Consider the following 22,788-nt stretch of genomic DNA (forward strand, 5'->3'; position numbering starts at 1 on the left):
CTTGGAGCGCCTACCTCGCAAGATAGCGAAAGATATGAGCTCTCGGGGAAACTTTACGCAGGGCCAGACGTGGGGCGCGCTCAAAAAAGCGTGGAAGGGTTACAGGATAGCCAAGGTCCAGTCAGACAGGTCCAAGATGGAAGAATACGCAAAAAAGATAAGGACGCTGCAGGGCGAGCTTGGGATCAAGCAGGCGTCCTTTCCGGAGCTGGGCCTCTAGACACCAACAATATCATTCATAGACTGCCACGACGCGGGTCCCAAACTTGACCAGCATCGGGCCTATGAACGTCGTGAGCGCGACCACCATGCCGACTACGGGGAAGAGGAACGGGCTTATTACCCCAAGATCTTGGCCGGCCTTGAGCACGATAAACGAGAACTCGCCAAGCTGGGCCATCGAAAGCCCTATGCCTAGCGCAAACTGCTTGTCAAAGCCAAACACCCGCACGCCCCCGTAGACTGCCGCAAGCTTGCCAAGCACGGTCACGGCAGTAATGATCGCGACAGGCACCCAGTATTCCGCTATCGCAGTCAGGTCCATGAGCGCGCCTATGGTGACGAAAAAGATGGCGGTGAATATCTCCCTCGTCGGCATGATGAGCGTTGACACCTGCTCGGAGAATTTCGTTCCTGCTATTATGACGCCGGCCAGAAACGCGCCGGTGGCCGCCGAAAAGCCCAGCTCGTACGAAAGAAACGCAAGCCCAAACGCCATGCCAAGCGCAAACAGGACGGTTATCTCGTACCTTTCCAGGCGGGCGACCAGGGCAAAGAGGCGCGGGACGAGAAGCACGCCAACCACGATCGTCCCGCCGATAAAGAGCCCTATCTGGCCTATCGTCGTCATCACTTGCACAAAGTCAAACGAGCCGCTGATGACCCCTGCGTGCATGGCGCTTATCATCACGACCGCCACCAGGTCTTCTATGACCAGCACGCCTATCATCAGGATGGAAGACGTCGCCTCCATCTTGCCCATGTCTTCTAGCACCTTGACGATGATGGCAGTCGAGCTGATAGACAGCGCGGCTGCCAGGAACATGGCGTCGTAGAACTTCCACCCAAGGCCGGCGCCCACCGCAAAGCCTATCCCGAGCATCACCAGCACCTCTATCACCGCGATGCCGGTTCCAAGCTTGCCTATCGCGCGCAGCTGGCGCAGAGGGAATGCAAGGCCGACGCCGAAGAGGAGGAGCACGATGGCAATGTCTGTAAAGTTGTTGAGCATCTCCGTGTCCTTGATGAGCGAAAACGGCCCAAAGGGCCCGATGAGTATGCCTGCCACCAGAAAGCCCAGAATCATGGGCTGCTTGAAAATGTAGGCGAGCGCGCCGACCCCGGAGCAGACTATGAGGAGGTATCCAAGGTCTCCTACAAGCTCGATGCCGGCGCTCAATCCAGGTGTCTCCCTTGTGGATTCCTGTGATGTCTTTATGGCGGCAAGTCAACAATACTTTTCAAACCGCGACCATTTTGTTGGCAAGGCGGCGGCCAGCAACAGGCAGACAGAGGGAGGGAGGGAGGAGGGAGAAATTATGCACTAAGGTTAAATATCACACGCACTTTTTTCGCGGTTGCTTGGATCACCGGGAGAAGGATGCCGAGATAATAAGCGAGATCCTGCTCAAGGCGGCAAGCGAGCCAGATTTCAGGAACACGCTGATACGCGACCCAGGAGTAGTCCTTGAAAAGTATGACGTCTCTGCCGAAGCCAAGATGATCATACGCAAGAGCATACGCGACCTGACGCAGCAGTAGTAACAATAACAACAATTCTAGTCACCATTTCTTGCCCGACTCCTGCCGCATGTGGTAGTAGAGATACTGCTGCGCATAGCCGGCACAGGGCCCGAAATGGCGCCGGGCGGCGCCGGACAGCTCCTCGTACTGGCGCGCAGTCAGTTTGCCGCTGGCAAGTTTCTTTTTCTTATTTTCCACCTCGGCTGCAAACCACGGATAGTGGGATGCAAGGGCGCGTGCTATCCACACGTCTATAGGAAAAGATTCCAGCTTGTCCAGTGAAAAGAGCAGTATGCAGTCGGCTATCTTTGGGCCTATGCCGTATACCTTCAAGAGCTCGGCTTTTGCTTCCGGATATCCGGCCTTTTTCAGGGCGGCAAGGTCCAGCCTGCCAGACGCCATGCTGTCTGCGGCCAACTTGACTGCCTTTGCCCTGTAGCCAAGGCCGCAGGACCTGAGCTCGGCCTCTGTCGCCCTGCTCAGCGCCTTTGCGGCAGGAAAGGCGTAAAAGCGGCGGTGCCTACTCCTCCCGCCACCTTCCTCTTCTTCTTCCACCTCGATTGCGTCGCCAAACTTGCGCGCAAGGGCAGACAGCATCCGCCGTATCATCGGGATGTTGGTATTGCTTGCGCACAGAAACGAGAACAGGCATTGCTCCGGGTCCTGCCTCATGAGCCGCAGCCCCCGGTACGTGTCCACCAGCTGACCCAGGAACGGGTCCCGGGACGACATTTCCCGCAGCAGCAGGCCGGCGTCGTCGTCAAGCCGGAACAGGCTCCGCTCTATTCCCGACTGGCCGCCGGGAGGAAAAGACGCAAATTCAAACTCTTTGTTATCATCAACATCATTATTTGGTTTTGCAGAGAACCTCACTATGCGCGGGCCGTCCACCCCGTACCAGTACCTGTCCACCTTTTCCCACAGGAACGTCTGGCCGCTGTTGACGCTCAGCTCGGGGTCAAAGTCCTGGCGCAGGATGGGAGAGGACGACGGCGATGTTGCTGTTGTAGTTGTTGTCCTCCTCTGCTCATCCATGCCAAAAGACGAGAGGCGAGGGTAATTGAACATTGCCGCTAAGTTAAATAGATGACAGCCACTTTTAGCTCTCGATGAGCGACAACAGCAGCGGCAGCCCGGCAGCGGCCGCCGACCCGGCCACAGAGACATTCAAGAAGATGATGGAAAAAGGGACCGAGGCGCAGAAGGACATTGCAAGGCAGATCTCTTCCTTCCAGATGGACGCCATGCAGAACTATTTTGCCATGCTCAAGGGCCTGAGCTTTTACAACGCCATGTTCAAGACCACCGTGCAGAGCGGCGGCAGGATCTCCATCCCCGAAGCCGAGAGGCAGGCCCTCGACATCGAAGACGGCGACCTTGTGCAGGTCATCGTCATCCCCATAGAGCGCAAAAAAAGAAAGGAATGAGGCCGACGACAATAACAATTATCCAGTTGTATGCGGCGGGGATGTTATAATCAGCTAGAGCTCGATTTCTTTGCCGCCGGCAAGAAACTTGAGCACGATGCGGTTGAACGTGAGGGGCTTTTCCACGTAGGGCGTGTGACCGCAGTCCTTTATCACCACAAGCTCGCTGTTTGGTATCTCGGTGAACTCTTTGGCGTACTGCACGGGTATCATCTTGTCCGCGTCCCCCCATATCACGAGGGTGGGGGCCATCACCTTTGAAAGCCGGCCGCGCAGCGGCGGCGCGTAGCGTATCCCAAGGAGAGTAGACATGAACGCATATTTCGCGTTTGGCAGCCTCATCCTGTTCACAAAGTCGGCCACGGTCTCCTCTGTTACTGCGGCAGGGTCGTGCGCCATGGCCCGGAAGGCGCCAAGCGCGTTATCGTACGTCGGATAGAGGGCGGCCATGATGTAGCCGTCGAGCACCGGCGTCGACGTGCGCATCATGCCGGCAGACGAAACCAGCACCAGCTTGTCCAGCCCCCGGCCGTTGCGGATGGCATACTCGGCTGCGACGTGGCCGCCAAACGATGAGGCGACGACGCTTGGCTTTGAGAGGCCGAGCTGGTCAAAGAACTTGGCTATAAAGCCCTGGAAAAAGTCCATGGTGTATTCCACGGTCGGCTTGTCGCTGTATCCAAAGCCGATGATGTCAGGCACTACGACGCGGAAATAGCGCGCAAGCGTCGGGGCGACGCGCAGCCACCGCTCGGACGAGGCACCTATGCCGTGCAGGAGCACGAGGTCTTTGGCGCCGGCGTTCGGCTTGCCGTAGTCGAGGTACCTGATTACGTTGCCGTCAACCACGGTCGTCCGCTGGGGCAAGGAGCTTTCCCGCAACAGGTTCTTTCACTATCCCTAACGAGGTTTGCTTAATATATTTACATGCCAAAAGCTTGCATAGGAGCGGCAGCAGCAACAATAACGGCCGCGGCGCAAAATAGTAGCAGTCAGCAGAAACGGCAGGCCAGGCTAGGCGGCAGAGATCCTGCAGAGGAACGTCTTTTCGTAGAGGTGTGCCACCCTGCGCTCCTCCTCTTTTCTGCGCCTCTGCTTAAGCAGGAGGCCGGCGATGTTCTTTGCCCTGCACAGGTGGTTAAAGACTACCATGTGGCAGCATCCGGCTGATCTATCAAGCAGCCTGCGTATGGTGTTGCATATCCGGCGCATGAGCGGGTCGCGCACCTCCGAGATGCCCTGCAGCTGCTCGACGCTCGTCTTTGAGTCGCTGCGTATGTTCACGACGAGGCACTTCTTTTTGCGCCGGCCTTCTGGGAGCAGGCGGATGTGGCGCTGGTTGTCTGCAAGTGCAAAATATATTGCCAGCATCTCCATCCGCTGTACCCCGTACCTGTCGTTTTTTGCCAGAGGCTTGAGGGCGCGTATCCTGCTCAGGTTGTTCATGTGGTTGTACCAGGCAATATGACCAGAAGGCGAGCCGTCTGCATCTATCGTGATGACGCTCGAGAGGCGCATCCGCAAAATAATATTGGCAGCAGTCAGACTTAAGCGTTCTCTCCCGCAAGTGTGCTTGCTTTTACTGGCCGTCCAAAAATTCTCTCTCCCTGTGTCGAATCATTGCGCCCGTGCGTGGCGGGCGTACTTTTTCATGAAAAACTCGCCGTTCTTGCGCACGACGTCCCTGAACAGCTCGGGCTGCGTCCTGAACGGGGGCGTGTCAGACTGAAAGTGGCCGCAGCGCCAGCATATCCACTCCGTCCAGCTGCCGTCCCGGTATTCATACAGCCTGCCCCCGCATTCAGGGCAGCGGCAACAATTACTACTGCCTCGGTGCACAGCAGACTTTTCCGGAATGCTTTTCTATCCTGATGCTCAACGATTTTCAATCAATTGCTGGAATTAGTTTAAATCCTCCTCCCGTCGCCCGGTACAGAGGTTGGCAGGCGGCGAAGTCTCAATATCGCTTCAGGAAAAAGAGCTAAAGGCAGGCCAGGAGCTGCACGGCAGGATAGCAATAAACTACATCGGGAGGTGGGACAGCGTGGTCATCAACTCCCAGATAGAGAACGCAACAAGCGACGTCTTTACGTACAGCATGCTCAACGGCAAAAAGGTCAACTATCCCTACGCCAGGCTGTCGATATTTCGGACAGAGCTAAAGGGGGCTACCACCATCGATTTTGTGGCAAGCACCAAGCACGTGCCCCAATCAGAATCCTCAAACGTCAAGTTCCGCGTCTCTCTGATACAGGAGCACAAAGAGATATTCTCAGACATTGCCTACATCAAGGTAGTAAAGTAAAAAGGAAAAGAGAGGACAGTCTAGGCAAAGTTCTCTACTACTTCTACCTCGCCCTGCATCCACGGATGGGGCTCGCAGTGGTACGGATACTTGCCCACCGCGGTGAAGGTGAAGGTATAGTCCTTGCCCGGCATCACGAACGGCTCTTCTGCGCGTGCCTGCGACTCGAACTTGCCGTTTATCTTGTCGACGTATCCCGTGTCGGTTGTCACAGTGTGCGGGACGGTGTCATTGTTCTTCCACACGACCCTGTTGTCGATCCCTATCGTCGTGCGCAGGTTCTTGGGCTCAAAGAACTTGCCGTTTGAGTCTAGCGACGAGCCGGGAACTATGATCACTTCGGCGGTTTTTTCAGGGTTCAGAACCTCTTCCGGCAGTATCGGCTTGGCGTTGACCTGCGGGACATAGACGAACTGGTAGTAGCCAATGCTGACTGCGACTGCTACGACGAAAGCAACAAAGCTGATGCCGCCGGCGTGGTTTGAAATCGGAGTGGTCATCTAGCTACAGCATCAACTCCAGATTTTTCACATATAAAGTTTGAGACGGGCAGGTCAAGGCTTGGGCCCCTTGATATCAGGCGGGTTGTCTGCTGTCGCGGTTGTTGCTGCTGGCGCAGGAGTGCTAGATCCAGCTGATGCGGTCTTGCCGCCGCTGCTGCTGCCACTGGCAGAAGGAGCAGGCGAGCCTCCTCCTGCTGTGGCGGCTTTTTGCTGCTGCGGCGGCAGCTGCGCAGGCTTTTCTGCCGGCTTTGCCGCCGGAGTGGCTGACGGCTGCGGGCCTGCAAGCGGCTTTTCGGCCGGAGCTGCAGGCGCTGGCTTTGGCGGCAGCTGCGCAGGCTTGGGGGCCGGCGGGGTCGGCTTGGGAGGAGGCGCCTTGGCCTGTGCCTTGCCATACCTGTAGAGGTGGAACATGCCTGCAAACACCAGCATCATGATGCCAACTATAAAGAGCGAGTAGTTCTTCATGCCCTCAAGCACTGCATAGTAGGCTGCGATGTTCAGGTACACCTGGAAGCCGATGAGGACTATGAACAGGGCGTAGAGCCACTTTTGCGAGAACTCGATAGACGACTTGCCGGCTTTTTTGGGCTGCGCCTTGGCGTTGGCCTCTGCGTGCTTGGCCAGCTTGATCATCATGTAGGTAAAGCCAAACGACAGCGGCACGAGCATTATCATGACCAGATAGAAGAATATCGGGTCGATGACGAGGCGCTCAAGTAGGGCCTTGGAGCGGTCAGGGTCGATGTAAAAGCCCCAGTACGTCGTAACGATGATCTGCGCAAGGCTCGTGATCCCCACGGCGGTGATGATGGGCCTGTCCTTCCACGAGAATTTCTTGTACCTGTCAACGAATGGTATGAGCAATAGCGCGCCGATGAACAGGCCTGGCCATGCCACGCCTGTCACGAACTTGTCATACATTGTTCGCAAAAAGGCGTACAGCCCCGTGAGGTACCACTCGGGGACGGTGATACCAGGCGGCTTATCAGGTTCAAAAGGTAACCCAAGACCCACGGGGAAGACGCCGCCGGTGAGCATGATGGCTCCTGTCACTGCCATGACCATTGGGACGTCAAATACCAAGAAACGCGGGAAGTGGACTACCATCAGACCCAGCAGTGCGATGGGCAGCATGAACACATGGAAGGTGTAAAAGCGCAGGATAAAGTCGTGGAAACCTGCGCCAAAGAACGCGTCGCGCATCTGCGGCCCCATGATGGGTATAGAGTTTGTAAGCGACGCCGCGATAGATATTGCAAGCTCGGCGCGTTCGGAGAATATGATGTCGTATCCCGTGAACGCCTCGAGGATTGAAAGGACGCCCAGTATGATGCCTGTCACCCAAAGTATCTCGTTGCGTATCTTGTACCTGCCAGAGAAGTACTGGTAGTACATGTGGAGCAGGGCGAGCATGACCATGCCGTTTGAAGCGTGGTAGTGTATGTTACGTATGTGGAACCCGTAGGGGATGGTGTCGTTGATGTTTTTCACGCTGTTCCACGCCCTGTCGAGGATGGGCTCGTACCAGAGCATGAGCAGGGCGCCCGTAATTCCAAGGATGATAAAGACTACAAAGGTAAGCATGCCGAGGAAGCCAAGCGGGCTGACGAACCTGCCAGGGAATGTAAATTTCATCCCCATGAATATAGTTCTCTCTACCCCGGCGTACATCCACCGGAAGAACCGGGTCAGGCTGTTTTCATACGTTAAGGAAGCGCCCATATCCTACTATACCATTCCTATCGGGACTCCACACAGGAGGCAGTATCCAGATGTCGCCCTTGCTGTCGACTTCGACGTCGAGCCGGGGAAGCACGTTTGAAGGCGGGCCCTGCAAAGACGCCGGCCCTGCAAAAGCCTTGCCGGTAAACGGGTCATACATGCTGCCGTGGCAAGGGCACTCGCCCCTCTTGCGGCCAGGGTCAGGAAAGTATTTCCACAGGCACCACAAGTGCAGACACACCATGCTGTATACGCGGAAAGCAGAAGCGTCGTTCTTTGCCCCGCCAAGTTCTTCAGGGAGGCGGATGAACTGCCAGGTGCGGAACGCCTCCTTGTTGAGGACAGGGTCTTTTGCACGTGGGTAAATGATGGCTTCAGAGTGGTTGATCTTGAAAGTTTTGACGTTTGCCTGCGACCCATCAGGCAGCAGGACGGCCTGCCTTTCGCTCTGGCTGCCAGCAGGGTTTGGCAGGAACTTGCCCCACTCTACAAAAGGCGTAAACGTCATGACGGTGCCAGCAGCGGCCATGAGCTTGAGAAAGTCACGCCGTGACACTTTGCCTCCCTGAGCCGGAGGGGTCTGCGCCATACACTGAAAATGCCCGCGTGATAATTAATAAACGTTTGTCCTAGTTGTGTGCATGTGTGTGTGTATGCGCGCGCAAGATCAATGCTGCTTCTTTTTTTCCGCAGCAGCCCACGGAGTGCCGTCCAGCTTGGCATATTTCAGGTAAGAGGCCATCCTGTCGGCTCCGGTCACGTTGGCGTTCTGCAGGTTTGCTTCCACAAAGACCGTCTGGGACATTCTGGCGCCGGAGAGGTCTGCATCCTGCAGGTTTGCCCACATAAAGTTGGCTTTTGTGCAGTCGGCACCTGCCATCTTGACGTTCTTCATCTCGGCGTACATGAAGAGGGTTTCATGGCAGTTTGCGCCTTCGAGGTTGGCTCCGTTGAGGTCCGCCTGCACAAAGTTTGTGCCGGAGAGGTTTGCCCTTGAAAGGTTGGCGTTTGTGGCAGTCACGCCGTTAAGGTAGGCACCGGAAAGATCCTTGCCTGACAGGTCTGCGCCGGAGAGGTCCGGCCTGACAGTCAGGTTCTTCATCCTCCACTCGTTGAACTCTTTTACCTTGCCTTCCTGCAGCATCTTCAGAGCTTCCATCGACATGATGTGACTATGACCTTCCCCTGTAGGTCTTCGGGCGCCCTGCCTCACATATAATTCATAATTCGTCATCGCCGCCATCTTCAGGGGTTCCAGGGGTTGATGCCCTTTTGGAACCTGAGCGCGTCTATCAGGCCCTCGGCGTACCCGATGCTCAAGACTGCAAGCTCGTGCCTGCCCTGCGAGAGGAACCGCTCGGCGTCAGAGATGTAATATTCGGCGTTGTCCAGTACTTCGAACATGCCCTTGTTGTTTTTTCCTTCGCCGCTGCTGTTGCTGCCGCCGCCATCTTGGCGGAGTATGTTGCGCATCTGCTGCACTGCCTCCTTGGCCTTTGGCGCGTACCGCTCGACCATCTGGGCAGACATGCGCCGGACAGCCCGGGTGTTGTCAGGCGAAGGGCTGTCCAAGTTGACCGTGAGGGCGGCCAGCGCGTCCTCCTCTGTAAAGTGGAGCGCCCCTGTGATTATGATCGAGTGCGGCCCTTCTCCAAACCCGACCCCGGCAAGCGACTTGACCCTGCCGGACACCAGGCGCTGGTCGTCGCTCCCAACCCTTGACGCCACCACGACAAAGGTTTCTTCCGAGAATATGCCATACCGCTGGTCGCGCTCTACATCGAGGAGCATCCTTATGGCCTGACACGGGTCGAGAAAGAACAAGCCTTTCTTATTATTGTCGTTGTCGTCGTCGCGGCGATATTCAGTCAGTATCAGCGTGTGAGCCCCTGCAAGCAGGTTGTCAAAGACGGTGTTGTAGACAGAGATTGCCGACTTGGGCTCTGACATCATGGTCACCGTCCTGCCAAACTTGTAGATGTGCAGGCCAGACTCGCCCATTATCGCAGATATGCCGGACGCGCCGTGCAGCACCTGCGTTTCGATGGAATTTCTGGCCGCCCTTGCGCGCAGCTCGCTGTGCGTTGTCGCTATGAGCGGGTCGCCGTACGTGACTAGCGCGACGTTTTTGGTCTTGGCCGCTTCAAGTATCTCCCTCCCGTCCTCTACGAACCACCTCTGCACATGGACTGCTTTCGTGTTGCCGCCGCCGGCAACAGACTCGATCCCCCGTATGTCAGAGTCGGAAAGCAGGCTTGTGAACCTCTCGACGTATATGGTGTCGCACTTTTTCAAGACTTCGACTGCCGCAAGGCTCAGCCCCCTGTAGCCGTTGATGCCTGCACCTACGAACCAGAGCATGTTTGTTGTTACAGCGCTTGTAGGGGCGCCTGCTGCCTATATTATGTTACTTTTTCTTGCTGCTGACGCCGGCCTGCTGCTGTTGTTGCTGTTTGCGGGCGTGGTGTATGCGCGACATGTGGAAAAGCGCCCTGCTATAGACTTCGATGCTTGACACGTACTCTTCGATGTTGACCCGCTCGTCTGCCGTGTGAGAGGCGTGGGGGTCACCGGGGCCGTACGTTACCACCGGTATCTTGAAAGTGTTGCCAAGCACGTTCATGTCGCCCGTGCCCGTCTTGCGCAAAAGGGTCGGCCGCTTTTTGCGCACGTCGAGTATGCCAAGCGACAGTGCCCGGACAAGGGGCGACAAGTGGTCGGCCTCAAACGGGTCCGTCCTGTCCTCGATCCTGTAGGTCGCCTTGACGCCCTTCTCCTTGGCAGTCTTTGCAATCACCGCGTCAATTACGTCGAGCACGTTCTGGCACGTGGTTATGGTCGGGATGCGCATGTCGACAGTTATCTTGCACTTCTGGGGCGTCACGTTGTGGCTTGACCCGCCGCTTATCTCTGTCAGCGTGCAGCTGATCGAGTTTGCCTTGCTCTCAGCAGTGCCCACCCGGGCTATCTCTGATTTTATGGCATTCCAGAAGTCGTACATCTCTTCGACAGAGTTGCGGGCAAGCCAGGGGGCGCTTGCGTGCGCGCTGTCGCCCACGTCGCACGTGAGCCTGATCGCAAGCCGCCCTTTGTACGCTATCGTGATGTTGTCGATGCCTGACGGCTCGCCAAACATCGCATAGTCGACGCCTATCTTGCTCTTTACAAGGTGCTTGACGCCGGTGGCGTTGCCCTCCTCGTCGACCACGCCGGCAAATATCACGGTGCCGGCCTGCTTTGGGAACTCTGACGCCGCCAGGAGCATCGCTATCAGCGGCGCCTTGGCGTCTGAAGCGCCCCTCCCGTACAGGTGGCCGTCCTCTATCCGGACAGGCACCTGCCCCGGTACGGTGTCCATGTGACCGCAAAGCAGTATGCGGGGCTCGCCCGTGCCCTTTGTCGCAATAACATTGCCAACGCTGTCGATGTTGACCTGCTCAAAGCCAAGCTCGTTTGTGCACCTGTCCTTTATCATGTTGGCAAGCGCGGCTTCAGAGCGCGATGGGGTGTAGAGTTCAAGCGCCTTTTGCAAGAGCTCGACTGCATAGCTTGGCGAAACCAATTCTTTTTCTTCCCCTTCTTACCTTTTGTTGCTGTCGTTATAAAGCGACAGGGCGTAATCAACCATCAGGCCCGGTATGTCCACGCCGGTCACCCTGACTGTATTCTTGAACTCGGTCGTGTTGTTGACCTCGTGAACCATCAGGCCGTCCCTGTCGCTCTCCATCAGGTCGACGCCCACAATCTGGCCGCCCACCGCCCGCGTGGCCTTTATGCAAATGTCCTGCAATTCCTCTGTCACGGGGCAGACTTCGGCCCTGCCGCCAAGCGCCATGTTGGTCTTCCACTCGCCTTCGCCGGAATAGCGGTATATGGCCGCAACGACGCGGTCCCCGACTACGATTGCGCGTATGTCCCGGGGAGGGCGCTTGACAAACTCTTCAAAGTAGTAGATGTGGTATAACGGGAACATGTGTTCCCTGTCTTCGATGACTGCCTGCGCCGCGTCCTTGTCGCGCAAGAGCCCTATCATGCGGCCCCAGCTGCCGACAGTCGGCTTGATGACGGCGGGGTATCCAAATTCCTGCAATGCCGCAATCGCCGCTTCTTCAGAAAAGGCGGCCACCGCCCGGGGCGTCCGGACGCCGGCCTTTTGCAGCTCCATGTGCGCAAAAAGCTTGTTGCCGGTTATGCTTGCCACCCGCAGCGGGTTTATCACCTGCGCGCCCAGCCCTTCCAGCGCGGCCGTGGCGTGCAGGCTCTTGAAGTAGCTCACCGACCTCTGCAGCACGACCTTGCCGGCCCAGCCGTTGTTGCTCTTCTTTTCATCCTTGCTATCGCTGCCGTCGTCGCAGGTGCCGTTCAGCCGCACGCGCAGGCTCTTGATGTCTACGTTGTCGATGGCCACGCCTTTTTTCTTGGCGGCCTCGTAAAGCGACTTTTCTTCCCACCGGATGGTGTCGTAGAGCAGGGTGAGCGAGTTGTTGTTGCTATTGCTATTTTTTCCGGCGCCCGCGCTCACTGACCCCAGTCCTCGCCGACGACCTCTGCGGGTTTTATGCCAAAGCCGCCGTTGGCTGCCTTGGTCAGCTCGTAGCTGGCGCCGCAGTCAGGGCACGTGACAATTTCGCCTTCTATCGAGTCGGCAGGCACCTTGATCTCTGCATCGCATTCTGGACAGTTGACCATGTCTTATCTCTATTCCTTCGACCCTACTTTCAGGGGCGCGTCATTAAGTATCTTTCTCTCCAGGCGGTCGTCCAGGTACAGCTCGAGTATGTCGCCCATGCGCAGCTCCTTCAGCCCACGGGCCAGCTGCTCGGCCTCGTGCTTGCTCGTCTCAAGCCCGAGGAGCGACAGCAGGTACGCGGCGCCGTTCTTGCCTGCAAGCTCGCCAAAGACTATTTTGCGCCGGTTTCCGACCACCTTTGGCTCCAGTATCTCGTACGCAGCAGGGTTGCGCAGTATGGCGGCAAGGTGCGTGCCGGCCTTGTGCTTGTAGGCGCTGTCGCCGACTATCGGCTTTGATTCTGGAATGGGCAGTTCGATGTATTCAGACATTGTCCGCGACAGGTCGCGCAGCATGTGCAGCCGCAGGTCGTTGTTTGACTTGTATATCAGCGACAGCGCGACTGCCGTTTCGGCAAGGGACGGGATGCCGGTGCGCTCGCCAAAGCCGTCTATCGTGGTGTGTATCTGGTCTGCCCCCGCCTCGCAGCCTGCAAGCGCGTTTGCCAGCGCAAGGCCCACATCGTTGTGGCAGTGGACGTCAAGTGATGAGCGCGAGTTGTCGATGTGGTCGTGCACCATCTTGACAAGGTGGTACATCCCTTTCGGCCTCATTATCCCGACGGTGTCAGGGATGCTTATCCTTTCGATGCCGCGCTTGTTCATCTCCTTGCACATCTCTATCAAAAACTCGGGCTCGGTCCTGCTTGCGTCTTCCATAGTAAAGCGCGACTTTAGGCCGTGCGCCTTGATATAGTCGGCCACCTCCAGGGCACGGCTCTTTGCCTCCTCCCTGCCTATCTTTAGCTTGGCGGCAAGGTGGATGTCAGAGATGCCCATGTACGTGGCAACCCATGTAGCGCCACAGTCGATGGCGACGTCGACATCGGACTTGATGGCCCTCACGTGCGCGACAATGTCGGCGCGCAGGCCCTGCTTGATTATCGTCTTTGTGGCCTCGGCGTGGTCCGGCGAGACGACGGGGCTTATTTCTATCTGGTCTACCCCGAACGAATCGAGCATCCATGCGACCTGGATGCGCTGCTTTATCGTGAAGGAAACGCCGGGGTGCTGCTCGCCCTCCCGGAGCGTGCTGTCAAGTATCCTTATCTTCCTGCCTGCAGACGTGGCGCCGTCCTGGCCCCCCATCCTGTTGTACATGTGCGCGTAATAGTTCGGGTCGTCTGATTTTAGCGACATTTCTGCTACTGCATAACTGGATTCGGATATGATATAAACCTTATCGCACCTAAAACAGCGGTTTTCATAGCCTTTCTCGGCAGGAACCGCTAATTTCAGAGCAAAAAACCACGAAAAACGGCTGCCCGCAGGGATTAAAGTGCGGTAACTGTTACAAAATCACGATGACAGGTACCTGTCGACGGCTTTCGCCAGGTTGTCGAAGGAGCCCTTGACGAATTCCGCCCTCTTCTGCACGCCCTCCTCAAACCCTGCAAGCCTTTGCCTTGCCGCTTTTACCATTGCCTCCTGCTCTTTGGGGCTGGGCGAGCCTTCAGACCTGCGCAGCTCTATCGAGCGCGCAGGCGTCATCCCCCTCACAATTTTTGCAAGCTCGGATGGCGAGAAATCCAGCTTGGACTGCTTTAGCACCGAGCCGATCTCTTTTTCGCTCAGCTTTGATAGAGGCACGCTCTTTTCCGCGGCCCTGCCCACTAGCGCGCCGACTGCCTTGTGTGCAGCGCGAAACGGAACCCCCCTTGACACGAGCTGCTCGGCGATGTCAAGCGCAATCGCATAGCTGTCCTTTGACGCGGCAAGCATCCTTTCCTTCTTTACTTCCAGGGTGCGGACTGCCCCGTCCATTACCCGGACCATGTCTATGGCCGCCTGCGACGCCTCCAGCAGCTGCGGCTTTAGCTCCTGCAGGTCGCGGCTATAGCCGGATGGCAGCCCCTTGACAATCCCGAGCATTGCGACCAGCCGGCCGGTTATCACCGCCGCCTTGGCCCTTGCTATCTCCATCGGGTCAGGGTTCTTTTTCTGCGGCATCGCGCTCGAGGTAGAGCTGTAGCGGTCTGCAAGCTCGATAAACCCAAACTCGGAGGTCGACCAGATTATAAAGTCCTCGGCAATGCGCGCAAGCGTGCCTGCAAGTATTGCAACGGCAGCAACATATTCTAAAAACGCGTCGCGTGAAGTCGTCGCGTCAACCGAATTTTTTACCAGCCCGTCAAACCCGAGCAGGACTGCCGTGCGCCTCCTGTCGATGTCTATGCTCGTCCCCCCGACCGCGCAGGCGCCAAGGGGCGATTGATTAACCCTGCCAAAAGAGTTGTAGACGCGCTCCAGGTCGCGGAACAGCGCGTCGGCGTATGCAAGCATAAAATGAGAAAACGTCCCCAGCTGGCCCTGCTGCGTGTGCGTATAGAGGGGCATCACCGCGTCCTTGCTCTTGTCGGCCCTGTCCAGCAGGCCGCCTATCAGCTGCACAAGGGCGCCGCACAGTGTGATAATGTCGTCGCGCACCTTCATGCGTATGTCGAGCACGACCTGGTCGTTGCGGGAGCGTGCCGTGTGCATCTTGCCTCCTGCCTGCATGCCAGCGTGCCCTATCACGAACGCCTCCAGCGCCTCGTGTATGTCCTCGGCGCCTTCCGTGTCAATGGCTCCGGGGTTCTTTTTCGCCTCCTCAAGAGCGGCCAGTATCTTTTTCAGCTCTTGCAGCTTGACGTGACCCTTCTCGTGGAGCATGATGGAATGCGCCTCGCTTCCGACGATGTCGTAATACAGTATCGACTGGTCGTGCTGTATCGAGGACAGGAAGCGGAGCACCTCGTCGTCCATCCTGCCCCGGGGTCTGGAGCGGTACACGCTTGTCCATTAGTGGCGGTTTATTTTAACTTGATTCCCGGGCCCCTGCCCATGTTACGCCGTACTGCAAGATACGCAATGCCGCCTATCGCTGCCAGGGCCACCGCTATCGCCATCGCTGGCGTCGCATAGTCGCCGAAAAAGAACTTGGTGCCAGACCAGGCGGCAGGCAGCGTGGTGAACACGTCAAGTGCGGAAAACTCTTCCCGCTCGCCTACTGCCAGTGTGTATTTCCTGCCCTCGCCCTTGCCAAGTCCAGAGTCGAACACGACCCCAGATAGTATGTGCCGGTCGCCGGCAGGCTCTCTATCACTATTTGCTGGCGCTCCCAGTACGTTGTCTGGGTGAAAGGCTCGTAAAATTCAGGCGACGGGATCTGCCCCGAATATACTGCCACGACTGCATCCGTCCCTTCAGGGATTTTAAATGGAACAGAATACGAGACCACGCTACCAGTGTGGTCTTCGATCTCGGCAAACCCCACCGCCGGGCCGACAAGAGCAAGTGACGGTGCAAATTCCCTCACTGGCTCTAGCTTGGGCACAGTCACATGTGCAAAGAATCGCTTCCCGGCGCTGGCTTCAAACCGTAATAGTCTGGCGTTGCAGGGTCCAGCTCTTTGGATATGGCCCACGGGGCGCGGTGATCCGGGATCAGCTGCGCAGAATAGAAATCCGAATTGTCGCCCTGCACGTCAAGCGGCCTGTGGGCGGATGCGGCCAGAGGCGTCATGGCCGTCAACGCTGCTGCAAGGATAAAGATCGCAAGCGCGCCGGCTGCTGTTGCCGCTGTCATGCGTGATCGGGACGCGCATCGTTATTAAGGGTTGGAGCATCTCGCGTTCAAGGTTAGGCACCATGATGACGATGATGAGGAGACGCGGCATTTGCAAGAATGTTACCACAGCTAGCTTGCATGCAGCGGTTTGTAAACAGGTACGAGCTAGCTCCATGTTATATCGTTTGCAGGCCATTCTGGCATGGAATCTACCACCCTAGTCCAGCCCCCACGCCTCATAGAATATCCAAACGACCTGTCCGGATGCGACGCGCTAGAGCTTGGGCACAGGCGCCTGCTCTACATGTGCTCAAAGAGCGATGGCGGGACGGCGTTTGTAGTCGTGCTCGGGTACTATGCGGGCCAGAAAGACGACTTTGTCACCAAAGACCTCATAGAGCCTGTTGACGAGAGCAGCCACTACTCGATAAGAGAGGTGCTGACAAGATCATTGGCGCCCGAGTACGCAGGCGCCCACATGTTCTTCCTCTGATTTTTTGCGGGTCGGATTGTTTACCCGCCTTCACAGACTGCAATTGTTTACTCTTTACAACTTAAATAGTTTCTATCCTAAACTAATGCAGTGAAAGCCATTGAAGAGAACGACGATAACAATAGAGAGCAATGCTGCGCCCCAGACTGCTGCAAAGGCGAAGAGCAGACCTGCGACTGCGATTGCTGCGGATAAGCTGAATCCGGCTGGGGTGTCCATCTCTCACCCTGTCTTTTCTTTTTTTACCGAAATAGATCGATGACGATGATGATGAATGAATGATTAAATACGGTGTTTTGCAATGTATCTTCCAGACATGAGTGAGGCTAGCGCGCCCAAAGCTGACGAGCTGCAGCAGACCAAGAGAAAGATATTCGACGAGCTTACAAAGATAGTCGACCCCGAGATCGGAGTGTCGATAATGGAGCTCGAGCTTGTCGACAAGGTAGACATCAACTCTGGCAAGGTAGCAATAGACCTCCACCTCACAAGCCCGTTCTGCCCCGCAGTGTTTGGCTTCAAGATAGCGCAGGACGTGCGCGACAACATCTACAAGCTCCCGGGCATCAACGACGTCAAGGTGAACGTGAGCAACCACTTTATGGCAGACGCGATAAACAAGCAGGTGAACGAGAGCAAGTACCCTGCCAAGCCCTCGGCGGCCTGACAGAATAATTTTTTGTTTTTACTTACTTGCTCCGGTCCTTCAGCTCGGCTTTGCCCTTTGTTTCTTTTGACATCCCAAGCAGGTGGCCGCGCAGCAGCTGGATGCCAAGCGCAGGGTCGACGCCCTTTGGACAGACGGTGCTGCACGAGCCGGCAAAGTGGCACCTGAAAATGCCGTGCCTGTCGTCCACCATGTCCAGCCGCTCCTTTGACGCTTCGTCGCGGTTGTCTATGAAATAGCGGTACGCCTGCGCAAGCGCCTGCGGGCCGGGGAACTTGGTGTCCATTGCCACAGTCGGGCACGCAGAGTAGCAGAGCCCGCACTTGATGCAGTACGAAAACTGGAGGAACTTGTCCACGTCTTCAGGCGTCTGCATGAACTCGGACATGGCGTTGACGTTTGCCGTGTCCATGTCTGCCTTGTTGTTGTGTATGTATGGCTGCACGTCGCGGTGGTGCTTGAAGAACTGCGTGAAATCTGTCACCAGGTCGCGCACGTGTGGAAAGTTGGCAAGCGGCTCGCACGTGATGACGCCGCCCTCAAGCTCGGACACCTTGGTGTAGCAGGCAAGGCGCGGTATGCCGTTTATCTTCATGCCGCACGACCCGCACGAGGCCATCCTGCACGAGTAGCGTATGCCTATGCTGTGGTCGTTGTATGCCTTGGCGTGCAGCAGCGCGTCCAGGACCGTGGTGGACCGCTGCACCGGCACTTCGAAAATGTCATAATGCGGCTTCTCGCCGGCCGCCCTGTTGCCCCGCAGCACCTTGAGCGTAACAGACGTGCGAAGTATCTCCTTGCCGCGGCGCTCCCTCTTGCGATCCAGCCGCTCTATCTTTTCAATCGTCTTTTCTTGCTCACCTGTTGCTGTTGTTGTTGTCGTCATTTTTTTATTGTCACCATTTTTTCTCACCCAAGCGAGAGCCCGTTTGCCACGATTATGGTGCGAGTCCCGTATCCGATTATGCCTATCATTGCCGCTATCGTCACCATTGTCACAAAGCCCTCCCAGTTCTTGCCCTGCCTCATTTCAAGCAGTATGACGCGAAGGCCGTTAAAGCCGTGTATCGCTATTAGCACCAGTATCGACTCGAGCAGAACCACGTAGGGCAGGTTGTGGTAGTTTGCAACCACGTTCTCGTACTCCAGGCTCAGGTTGTACGGCATCACAAGGCGCATCATGATGTGCACCGCCACCACCACGAGCGCGGCGATGCCCGTGATGTAGTGGATCTTCATTATCTCCGATTCCTTCAGCATCTCCCCTCTATTCGCCTCCTCCACCACCAAAGAGCACCGACGCGCCGTACAGCATCGCCACGGCGGCAAGTATCAGCGCTATCCATATGCCTGACTTTTGCCTGTAGTTGAGCGACACGGCGTCGTACGGGTAGTCTGGCCGGCCGGGCTTGCCAAGGCCGCGGCCGCCGTGCGCGAATATCAGGCGTATGCCGTTTGCAGAGTGGAAGGTGCTCATGCCTATAACCAGCAGCAACACCGTGTGGCCCATCGGCGTCTGCGTCAGCTCGAGCATCGCGTTCCACGCGTCCACGCCCCCGGTCAGGTTGCTGGTCTCCCACACGTGCGCGATGAAATAGGCGAGCAGGCCGACGCCGGTCAGCCTCTGCAGCCAGTAAGAGACGCGCTCCCACCCGTAGCGGCCGGGGTTGAGCCACCCCTTGATGCCTTCGCGGTTGTTGCGGTCAGTCAGGCTATTGTTGTTATTGTTGTTATTGTTGCGGTGGTTGTTGGTCTCTGCTGCTTCCATGTCAGTACTTCCTCTCCACGGGCGCATACCGCGTAAAAGTCACCGGCTGCCAGGCCATCCTCGGCTCCCCCTCGCCGTCATAATATGCAAGTGTATGCTGCAAAAAGCGAGTGTCGTCGCGGTCTGGATAGTCGGTCCTTGCGTGTGCTCCGCGTGACTCTTGGCGGTTCAATGCCCCTACAAGCACCACTTCGGCGGTACGGAGCATTGAATCTATCTCCATCACGTTGACAAAGTTGGTGTTGTACTCTTTTGCCTTGTCGTCGACGTGCTTCCACATCGACGCCTTGAGCTCGCGCACTTTTTTCAGCGCCTCCGACAGCCCCTGCTCGTTGCGGAACACGTACGCCTTTTCATCCATGACGTCGGTCATCTCCTTGCGCACCTGGTACGGGTTGACGCTTCCAGAACCCCGGAAAAGCCCGTCATAGATGCGCTTTTCCTCGCCGGCCACCTGCGAGTGCGATATGTCAAGCGAGCGCGATTTCTTGGATTGCGCGTGTTTGGCGGCAAGCTCGCCCGTAATGCGGCCCCACACGATGCACTCTGAAGTCGAGTTGGCGCCAAGCCTGTTTGCCCCGTGCGTGCTGTTGCATGCCGCCTCGCCGGCCGTCCACAGGCCCGCAAGCTCGGTTGCGCCGTCAATGTTGGCGTGTATGCCGCCCATCATGTAGTGGCAGACTGGCCTCACCTCAATAGGCTCGTCGATGATGTCGATGCCGGAGAATTTTATCCCGATTTCGCGTATGCCTGCGAGCACCTCCTTGATGCGCTCTGCGCCAAGGTGCGTCAGGTCGAGCTTCATGCAGTCAAAGCCGGTCTCGTGCTTGAACCCCCGGCCCTCCTGTATTTCGCGTATCATCGAGCGGGATACCACGTCGCGGGGAGCAAGCTCCATCTTGCCCGGCGCGTACTTGCTCATGAACCTCTCGCCCTTGTTGTTTATCAGGTATCCGCCCTCGCCCCTTGCGCCCTCGGTGATGAGGATGCCAGACGGCATGATTCCTGTCGGGTGGAACTGGACAAACTCCATGTCCTTCAGAGCAAGGCCTGCCCTGAACGCCATGTCCAGGCCATCAGGTGTTGACGAGAACGCGTACGTCGAGAAGCTGTAGATCCTGCCTGCCCCGCCGGTGCAGATTATCCCGGCAGGCGCCTTGAACACCACGAAATTGCCGGTCTTGATCTCGATTGCGGTGACGCCCTGGAAGGAGGACCCGTCGCGCAGTATCGAGGTGCAGAACCACTCGTTGTAAAAGTGGATGTTGTCGTATTTCTGGCACGTGTCGTACAGGGTCTGCATCTCGTAAAAGCCGACCTTGTCCTGCGCAAACGTGGCCCTCGGGAACGAGTAGCCGCCGAACTTGCGCTGCGCTATCCTGCCATCCTTGCGGCGCGACCAGGGCATCCCCCAGTGATCCAGCTGGTATATCTCAAAAGGCATGTTGCGGACGAGCCGCTCGGCCACGTCCTGGTCTGCCAGAAAGTCGCTGCCCTTGATTGTGTCGTATATGTGCGATTCCTGGTTGTCGCCCTCCTCCTCGTACAGCACGGCCGCAGTCCCGCCCTCTGCGGACACCGAGTGCGACCGCATGACCTGCACCTTGGAAATGACTGCGATGCTCAGGCTCTTGTCTGTCGCGGCCGCCGCGATGGCGGCGCGAAGCCCGGCAAGCCCGGAGCCAATTATGAGGACGTCATGCGAGATGGTGTCTGCCAATTGTTACGACGCTAGCAGATGTTCCATTCTCTTAAATATCTTTGTGACTTGGCATGCGTGTTCAATTATCAGCACCGGCGTGTATATCACGCTAAAGCGCGGGGTCAAAACCACTCATGAATGCTCGTGCCCGTTGATGAAAGACGATATTAAGCAGGCCCACCAACATAGAAAAGGGTATAGCCATTGTGGAAAAAGGCTTTTGACGTCGCAGTCTCGGCCATGCTCCTGGCCTTTTTCATAGGCTACGTAAACATACACGCAGACATTATCGGCCTGAAGGAGAGCCCCGTCCCTGTCAGCCACCAGGTGGAGGAGTTCTGGGAGTGGTTCACGTGGATAGTGTTTGCCGCCCTTGCACTTGATGTCTATCTAAAGTACCGCAAGGTGCGCAACCCCAGAGAGTTTTTGAAAAAGCACTGGCTGGACATCCTGATGCTTGCGTTCATGCCCCTGTTTGCAGGGTTCAAGCTGGCCAAGATATCGATAAAGCTGGTCAAAGGCGCCAAGATGGTCAAGTCCGGCTTTAAGGCGTTCCAGGGCGCCCGCAAGATCCAAAAAGCAGGCAAGAAATGATCCATAACCCTTATAATTCATCTTCCCGCAACTGCACCTGCTTGATACTGCTTTCGGCAATCGCTGTGGCGTATTCCTGGCTGTACCAGAACCTGATAAGCCCACTAGAGTCAGTCGCCAGAGATTTCCAGTTTGCCGCTATCTGCGCTATCACGGTCGCCTTTATCATAATCAGCATGTTTTTGATGCTCAGGCAGGCCAAAAGACTCCCAAGATCGTACATGGTCGAGATTGCAGACGTGTACGGCGAAAAGGTGTCGATAGACGGCGTCAGGCAGGATTTCCAGACCTACGAGGCGGCAGAGAGCTATGCGCGCATGTACAGGCAAAACATGCCCCTCTACCGCTTTCGCGTAGTCGGGGTCACAGGCCCTGGCACCGTCAAGGCCCGCGACATCAACAGAGGGCACTAGCCACATTTAGAAAAATACAAGATCTTTTTTACATGCCATATAGATGCAGCCGGCATCATTTACTTCTTTGGCAAGCCGACTTGTGCCAGGGCACCGGGCTTGCATGAAACCGGCTCGAGTGAGCCTTTGATGTACAGCTCTACGATTGCGTTTTCTTCGCACGGGCCCAGAGTCCCTATGGCCGTGCCGTTGACAGTTACAATGTGCGGGTGCATGACGCTCCCAGGATAGCTGGCGTGCGACAGCCCTAGCGCATGCCCTATGCCGTGCCTGAGCGCAACAGCGTTGATGTTTGAATCTACGAGGCGCCCGAGCTCAAACCCGCGCATCTCGGCAGATATTATTTCTTTTGTGACCTTGTTTGCCATCAGCCTGGTAAACCCCACCTTTCCTTCTGGGTGCGAGTCATTTGTCAGGTACAGCCTGATGTCTGCCCTGTCAAAATCATCGGTGTATTCCAGGACAGGAACCTTGTCCGACTGCTTTCCAAGCTGGTAAAGCAGGTCGTTCCAGCCAGAGTAAGGGACAGTCCCTCCTACATTACCACCACTACTACTACCACTACCGCTGCCGCCACTTGGTGCGAGCGCCTGCTTTATCCGCTCACGCGAGCTTTGTTGCAGCTCTGCCCCTACCGTACTGTCGTACGTGACAGACATGGTGACGACAGGCTTGTTCCACCGGGCATTGAGCGCTATGGTGTCTGACGCGTCAGGGTCGGCTATAACCACGTGAGCAGATTCTTCATAGCCAAGGTTCTCTGTAAAGAGCGCAATCTTTTCCTGCCTGATTCTCTCCTGTTCCTGGAGTTCTGCAAACACGAGCACTGTGCCGATCGATATCATAATAGCAGTCACGCCCAATAGCCACCATATCGCAGCTTTAGACATGTAGCACAAACCAGTAAAAAATTTCTCTATAAAAAGATGATCGTAGGCTTGTGTATCCATCTGATCGGCACAGGGCGCAAACCTCTGGATTCCCGGGCACAACCAGAGCATTTGGCGCAAAGTAAGTCGATTCAACTATTGCCGGCGGCAAGCTTCCCTTGCAAGAACCATAAATGCAAAAGGTCGCCGCGGTCTTGGCACAGGAGCGGCTAGCAGCGACATAA

Annotated in this window: 31 protein-coding genes; 8 read left to right on the forward strand and 23 right to left on the reverse strand. The window is 56.6% G+C overall.

Features of this window, described 5'->3' with window-relative positions:
• Positions 1-34 precede the first annotated feature (34 nt).
• Positions 35-220 (forward strand): hypothetical protein, encoded by a 186-nt coding sequence (locus WKI84_RS02165; RefSeq protein ID WP_337861873.1) that lies wholly within the window; start codon positions 35-37, stop codon positions 218-220.
• A 12-nt stretch (positions 221-232) separates the two neighbouring features.
• Here WKI84_RS02165 and WKI84_RS02170 read toward each other — a convergent pair whose 3' ends face one another.
• Positions 233-1,399 carry a cation:proton antiporter gene (locus tag WKI84_RS02170; protein ID WP_337861874.1) on the reverse strand — a complete coding sequence of 389 codons (1,167 nt, stop codon included), beginning with the start codon at positions 1,397-1,399 and terminating at the stop codon, positions 233-235.
• Positions 1,400-1,581: 182 nt separating this feature from the next.
• Between WKI84_RS02170 and WKI84_RS02175 the strand changes: the two genes are divergently transcribed.
• Positions 1,582-1,761 (forward strand): hypothetical protein, encoded by a 180-nt coding sequence (locus WKI84_RS02175; protein WP_337861875.1) that lies wholly within the window; start codon positions 1,582-1,584, stop codon positions 1,759-1,761.
• Positions 1,762-1,782: 21 nt separating this feature from the next.
• On the opposite strand, the gene WKI84_RS02180 is transcribed toward WKI84_RS02175, so the two are convergent.
• Positions 1,783-2,811 carry a DNA glycosylase gene (locus tag WKI84_RS02180; RefSeq protein ID WP_337861876.1) on the reverse strand — a complete coding sequence of 343 codons (1,029 nt, stop codon included), beginning with the start codon at positions 2,809-2,811 and terminating at the stop codon, positions 1,783-1,785.
• 41 nt (positions 2,812-2,852) lie between these two features.
• Between WKI84_RS02180 and WKI84_RS02185 the strand changes: the two genes are divergently transcribed.
• Positions 2,853-3,170, forward strand: coding sequence for an AbrB/MazE/SpoVT family DNA-binding domain-containing protein (locus WKI84_RS02185; protein WP_337861877.1), 318 nt, complete (start codon positions 2,853-2,855; stop codon positions 3,168-3,170).
• Positions 3,171-3,224: 54 nt separating this feature from the next.
• Here the strand turns inward: WKI84_RS02185 and WKI84_RS02190 are convergent, their stop codons facing one another.
• From WKI84_RS02190 to WKI84_RS02200, 3 genes are all read right to left on the reverse strand, one after another.
• Complete coding sequence (locus tag WKI84_RS02190; protein WP_337861878.1) at positions 3,225-4,052, reverse strand: alpha/beta hydrolase; 828 nt, start codon at positions 4,050-4,052, stop codon at positions 3,225-3,227.
• A 132-nt stretch (positions 4,053-4,184) separates the two neighbouring features.
• Positions 4,185-4,694, reverse strand: coding sequence for a hypothetical protein (locus tag WKI84_RS02195; RefSeq protein WP_337861879.1), 510 nt, complete (start codon positions 4,692-4,694; stop codon positions 4,185-4,187).
• 93 nt (positions 4,695-4,787) lie between these two features.
• Complete coding sequence (locus WKI84_RS02200) at positions 4,788-5,009, reverse strand: hypothetical protein (protein WP_337861880.1); 222 nt, start codon at positions 5,007-5,009, stop codon at positions 4,788-4,790.
• A 100-nt stretch (positions 5,010-5,109) separates the two neighbouring features.
• Here WKI84_RS02200 and WKI84_RS02205 point away from each other — a divergent pair, with 100 nt between their 5' ends.
• Positions 5,110-5,475, forward strand: coding sequence for a hypothetical protein (locus WKI84_RS02205; protein WP_337861881.1), 366 nt, complete (start codon positions 5,110-5,112; stop codon positions 5,473-5,475).
• Positions 5,476-5,495: 20 nt separating this feature from the next.
• Here the strand turns inward: WKI84_RS02205 and WKI84_RS02210 are convergent, their stop codons facing one another.
• From WKI84_RS02210 to WKI84_RS02270, 13 genes are all read right to left on the reverse strand, one after another.
• The gene (locus WKI84_RS02210) at positions 5,496-5,975 is read right to left on the reverse strand and encodes a plastocyanin/azurin family copper-binding protein (protein WP_337861882.1); all 480 of its coding nucleotides are present in this window, start codon (positions 5,973-5,975) and stop codon (positions 5,496-5,498) included.
• Between the two features lie 54 nt (positions 5,976-6,029).
• Positions 6,030-7,700 (reverse strand): cytochrome b N-terminal domain-containing protein, encoded by a 1,671-nt coding sequence (locus WKI84_RS02215; RefSeq protein WP_337861883.1) that lies wholly within the window; start codon positions 7,698-7,700, stop codon positions 6,030-6,032.
• Positions 7,678-8,256, reverse strand: coding sequence for a twin-arginine translocation signal domain-containing protein (locus tag WKI84_RS02220; protein ID WP_337861884.1), 579 nt, complete (start codon positions 8,254-8,256; stop codon positions 7,678-7,680). The genes WKI84_RS02215 and WKI84_RS02220 overlap by 23 nt, the downstream gene beginning before the upstream one ends.
• A 111-nt stretch (positions 8,257-8,367) precedes the next feature.
• A complete protein-coding gene (locus tag WKI84_RS02225; protein ID WP_337861885.1) occupies positions 8,368-8,865 on the reverse strand; it encodes a pentapeptide repeat-containing protein in 498 nt (165 codons plus the stop codon).
• An 80-nt stretch (positions 8,866-8,945) separates the two neighbouring features.
• Positions 8,946-10,061 (reverse strand): diphthine synthase, encoded by a 1,116-nt coding sequence (dph5, locus tag WKI84_RS02230; protein WP_337861886.1) that lies wholly within the window; start codon positions 10,059-10,061, stop codon positions 8,946-8,948.
• 46 nt (positions 10,062-10,107) lie between these two features.
• A complete protein-coding gene (locus WKI84_RS02235; RefSeq protein WP_337861887.1) occupies positions 10,108-11,262 on the reverse strand; it encodes a M20/M25/M40 family metallo-hydrolase in 1,155 nt (384 codons plus the stop codon).
• An 18-nt stretch (positions 11,263-11,280) separates the two neighbouring features.
• Positions 11,281-12,222: a lysine biosynthesis protein LysX gene (gene lysX, locus WKI84_RS02240; protein WP_337861888.1), complete on the reverse strand. Its 942-nt coding sequence runs from the start codon at positions 12,220-12,222 to the stop codon at positions 11,281-11,283.
• Positions 12,219-12,389 (reverse strand): alpha-aminoadipate/glutamate carrier protein LysW, encoded by a 171-nt coding sequence (locus WKI84_RS02245; protein ID WP_337861889.1) that lies wholly within the window; start codon positions 12,387-12,389, stop codon positions 12,219-12,221. The genes lysX and WKI84_RS02245 overlap by 4 nt, the downstream gene beginning before the upstream one ends.
• A gap of 9 nt (positions 12,390-12,398) precedes the next feature.
• Positions 12,399-13,628 (reverse strand): 2-isopropylmalate synthase, encoded by a 1,230-nt coding sequence (locus tag WKI84_RS02250; protein WP_337861890.1) that lies wholly within the window; start codon positions 13,626-13,628, stop codon positions 12,399-12,401.
• 159 nt (positions 13,629-13,787) lie between these two features.
• Positions 13,788-15,260 carry an argininosuccinate lyase gene (gene argH, locus WKI84_RS02255; protein ID WP_337861891.1) on the reverse strand — a complete coding sequence of 491 codons (1,473 nt, stop codon included), beginning with the start codon at positions 15,258-15,260 and terminating at the stop codon, positions 13,788-13,790.
• 20 nt (positions 15,261-15,280) lie between these two features.
• Positions 15,281-15,529 (reverse strand): hypothetical protein, encoded by a 249-nt coding sequence (locus WKI84_RS02260; protein WP_337861892.1) that lies wholly within the window; start codon positions 15,527-15,529, stop codon positions 15,281-15,283.
• Complete coding sequence (locus WKI84_RS02265) at positions 15,475-15,810, reverse strand: hypothetical protein (RefSeq protein ID WP_337861893.1); 336 nt, start codon at positions 15,808-15,810, stop codon at positions 15,475-15,477. The genes WKI84_RS02260 and WKI84_RS02265 overlap by 55 nt, the downstream gene beginning before the upstream one ends.
• Positions 15,807-16,055 (reverse strand): hypothetical protein, encoded by a 249-nt coding sequence (locus WKI84_RS02270; protein WP_337861894.1) that lies wholly within the window; start codon positions 16,053-16,055, stop codon positions 15,807-15,809. Before WKI84_RS02270 ends, WKI84_RS02265 begins: the two co-directional genes overlap by 4 nt.
• Positions 16,056-16,239: 184 nt before the next feature.
• Here WKI84_RS02270 and WKI84_RS02275 point away from each other — a divergent pair, with 184 nt between their 5' ends.
• Positions 16,240-16,530: a hypothetical protein gene (locus WKI84_RS02275; RefSeq protein WP_337861895.1), complete on the forward strand. Its 291-nt coding sequence runs from the start codon at positions 16,240-16,242 to the stop codon at positions 16,528-16,530.
• 316 nt (positions 16,531-16,846) lie between these two features.
• Positions 16,847-17,197 carry an iron-sulfur cluster assembly protein gene (locus tag WKI84_RS02280; RefSeq protein WP_337861896.1) on the forward strand — a complete coding sequence of 117 codons (351 nt, stop codon included), beginning with the start codon at positions 16,847-16,849 and terminating at the stop codon, positions 17,195-17,197.
• Between the two features lie 22 nt (positions 17,198-17,219).
• Here the strand turns inward: WKI84_RS02280 and WKI84_RS02285 are convergent, their stop codons facing one another.
• The 4 genes from WKI84_RS02285 to WKI84_RS02300 are packed head-to-tail and all read right to left on the reverse strand — an operon-like array spanning position 17,220 to position 20,685.
• Entirely contained in the window at positions 17,220-18,083 is an 864-nt protein-coding gene (locus tag WKI84_RS02285) for a succinate dehydrogenase iron-sulfur subunit (protein WP_337861897.1), read from the reverse strand.
• Between the two features lie 23 nt (positions 18,084-18,106).
• Positions 18,107-18,457 carry a succinate dehydrogenase gene (locus WKI84_RS02290; protein WP_337861898.1) on the reverse strand — a complete coding sequence of 117 codons (351 nt, stop codon included), beginning with the start codon at positions 18,455-18,457 and terminating at the stop codon, positions 18,107-18,109.
• A 7-nt stretch (positions 18,458-18,464) separates the two neighbouring features.
• A complete protein-coding gene (locus WKI84_RS02295) occupies positions 18,465-18,965 on the reverse strand; it encodes a succinate dehydrogenase (RefSeq protein ID WP_337861899.1) in 501 nt (166 codons plus the stop codon).
• A 1-nt stretch (position 18,966) separates the two neighbouring features.
• Positions 18,967-20,685 (reverse strand): succinate dehydrogenase/fumarate reductase flavoprotein subunit, encoded by a 1,719-nt coding sequence (locus WKI84_RS02300; RefSeq protein WP_337861900.1) that lies wholly within the window; start codon positions 20,683-20,685, stop codon positions 18,967-18,969.
• A gap of 186 nt (positions 20,686-20,871) precedes the next feature.
• Between WKI84_RS02300 and WKI84_RS02305 the strand changes: the two genes are divergently transcribed.
• Positions 20,872-21,261 carry a hypothetical protein gene (locus WKI84_RS02305; protein ID WP_337861901.1) on the forward strand — a complete coding sequence of 130 codons (390 nt, stop codon included), beginning with the start codon at positions 20,872-20,874 and terminating at the stop codon, positions 21,259-21,261.
• Between the two features lie 41 nt (positions 21,262-21,302).
• Entirely contained in the window at positions 21,303-21,674 is a 372-nt protein-coding gene (locus WKI84_RS02310; protein WP_337861902.1) for a hypothetical protein, read from the forward strand.
• Between the two features lie 59 nt (positions 21,675-21,733).
• On the opposite strand, the gene WKI84_RS02315 is transcribed toward WKI84_RS02310, so the two are convergent.
• Positions 21,734-22,519, reverse strand: coding sequence for a matrixin family metalloprotease (locus WKI84_RS02315; protein WP_337861903.1), 786 nt, complete (start codon positions 22,517-22,519; stop codon positions 21,734-21,736).
• Positions 22,520-22,788 lie beyond the last annotated feature (269 nt).

It is taken from the genome of Nitrososphaera sp., from assembly GCF_037447015.1.
Classification (GTDB): domain Archaea; phylum Thermoproteota; class Nitrososphaeria; order Nitrososphaerales; family Nitrososphaeraceae; genus Nitrososphaera.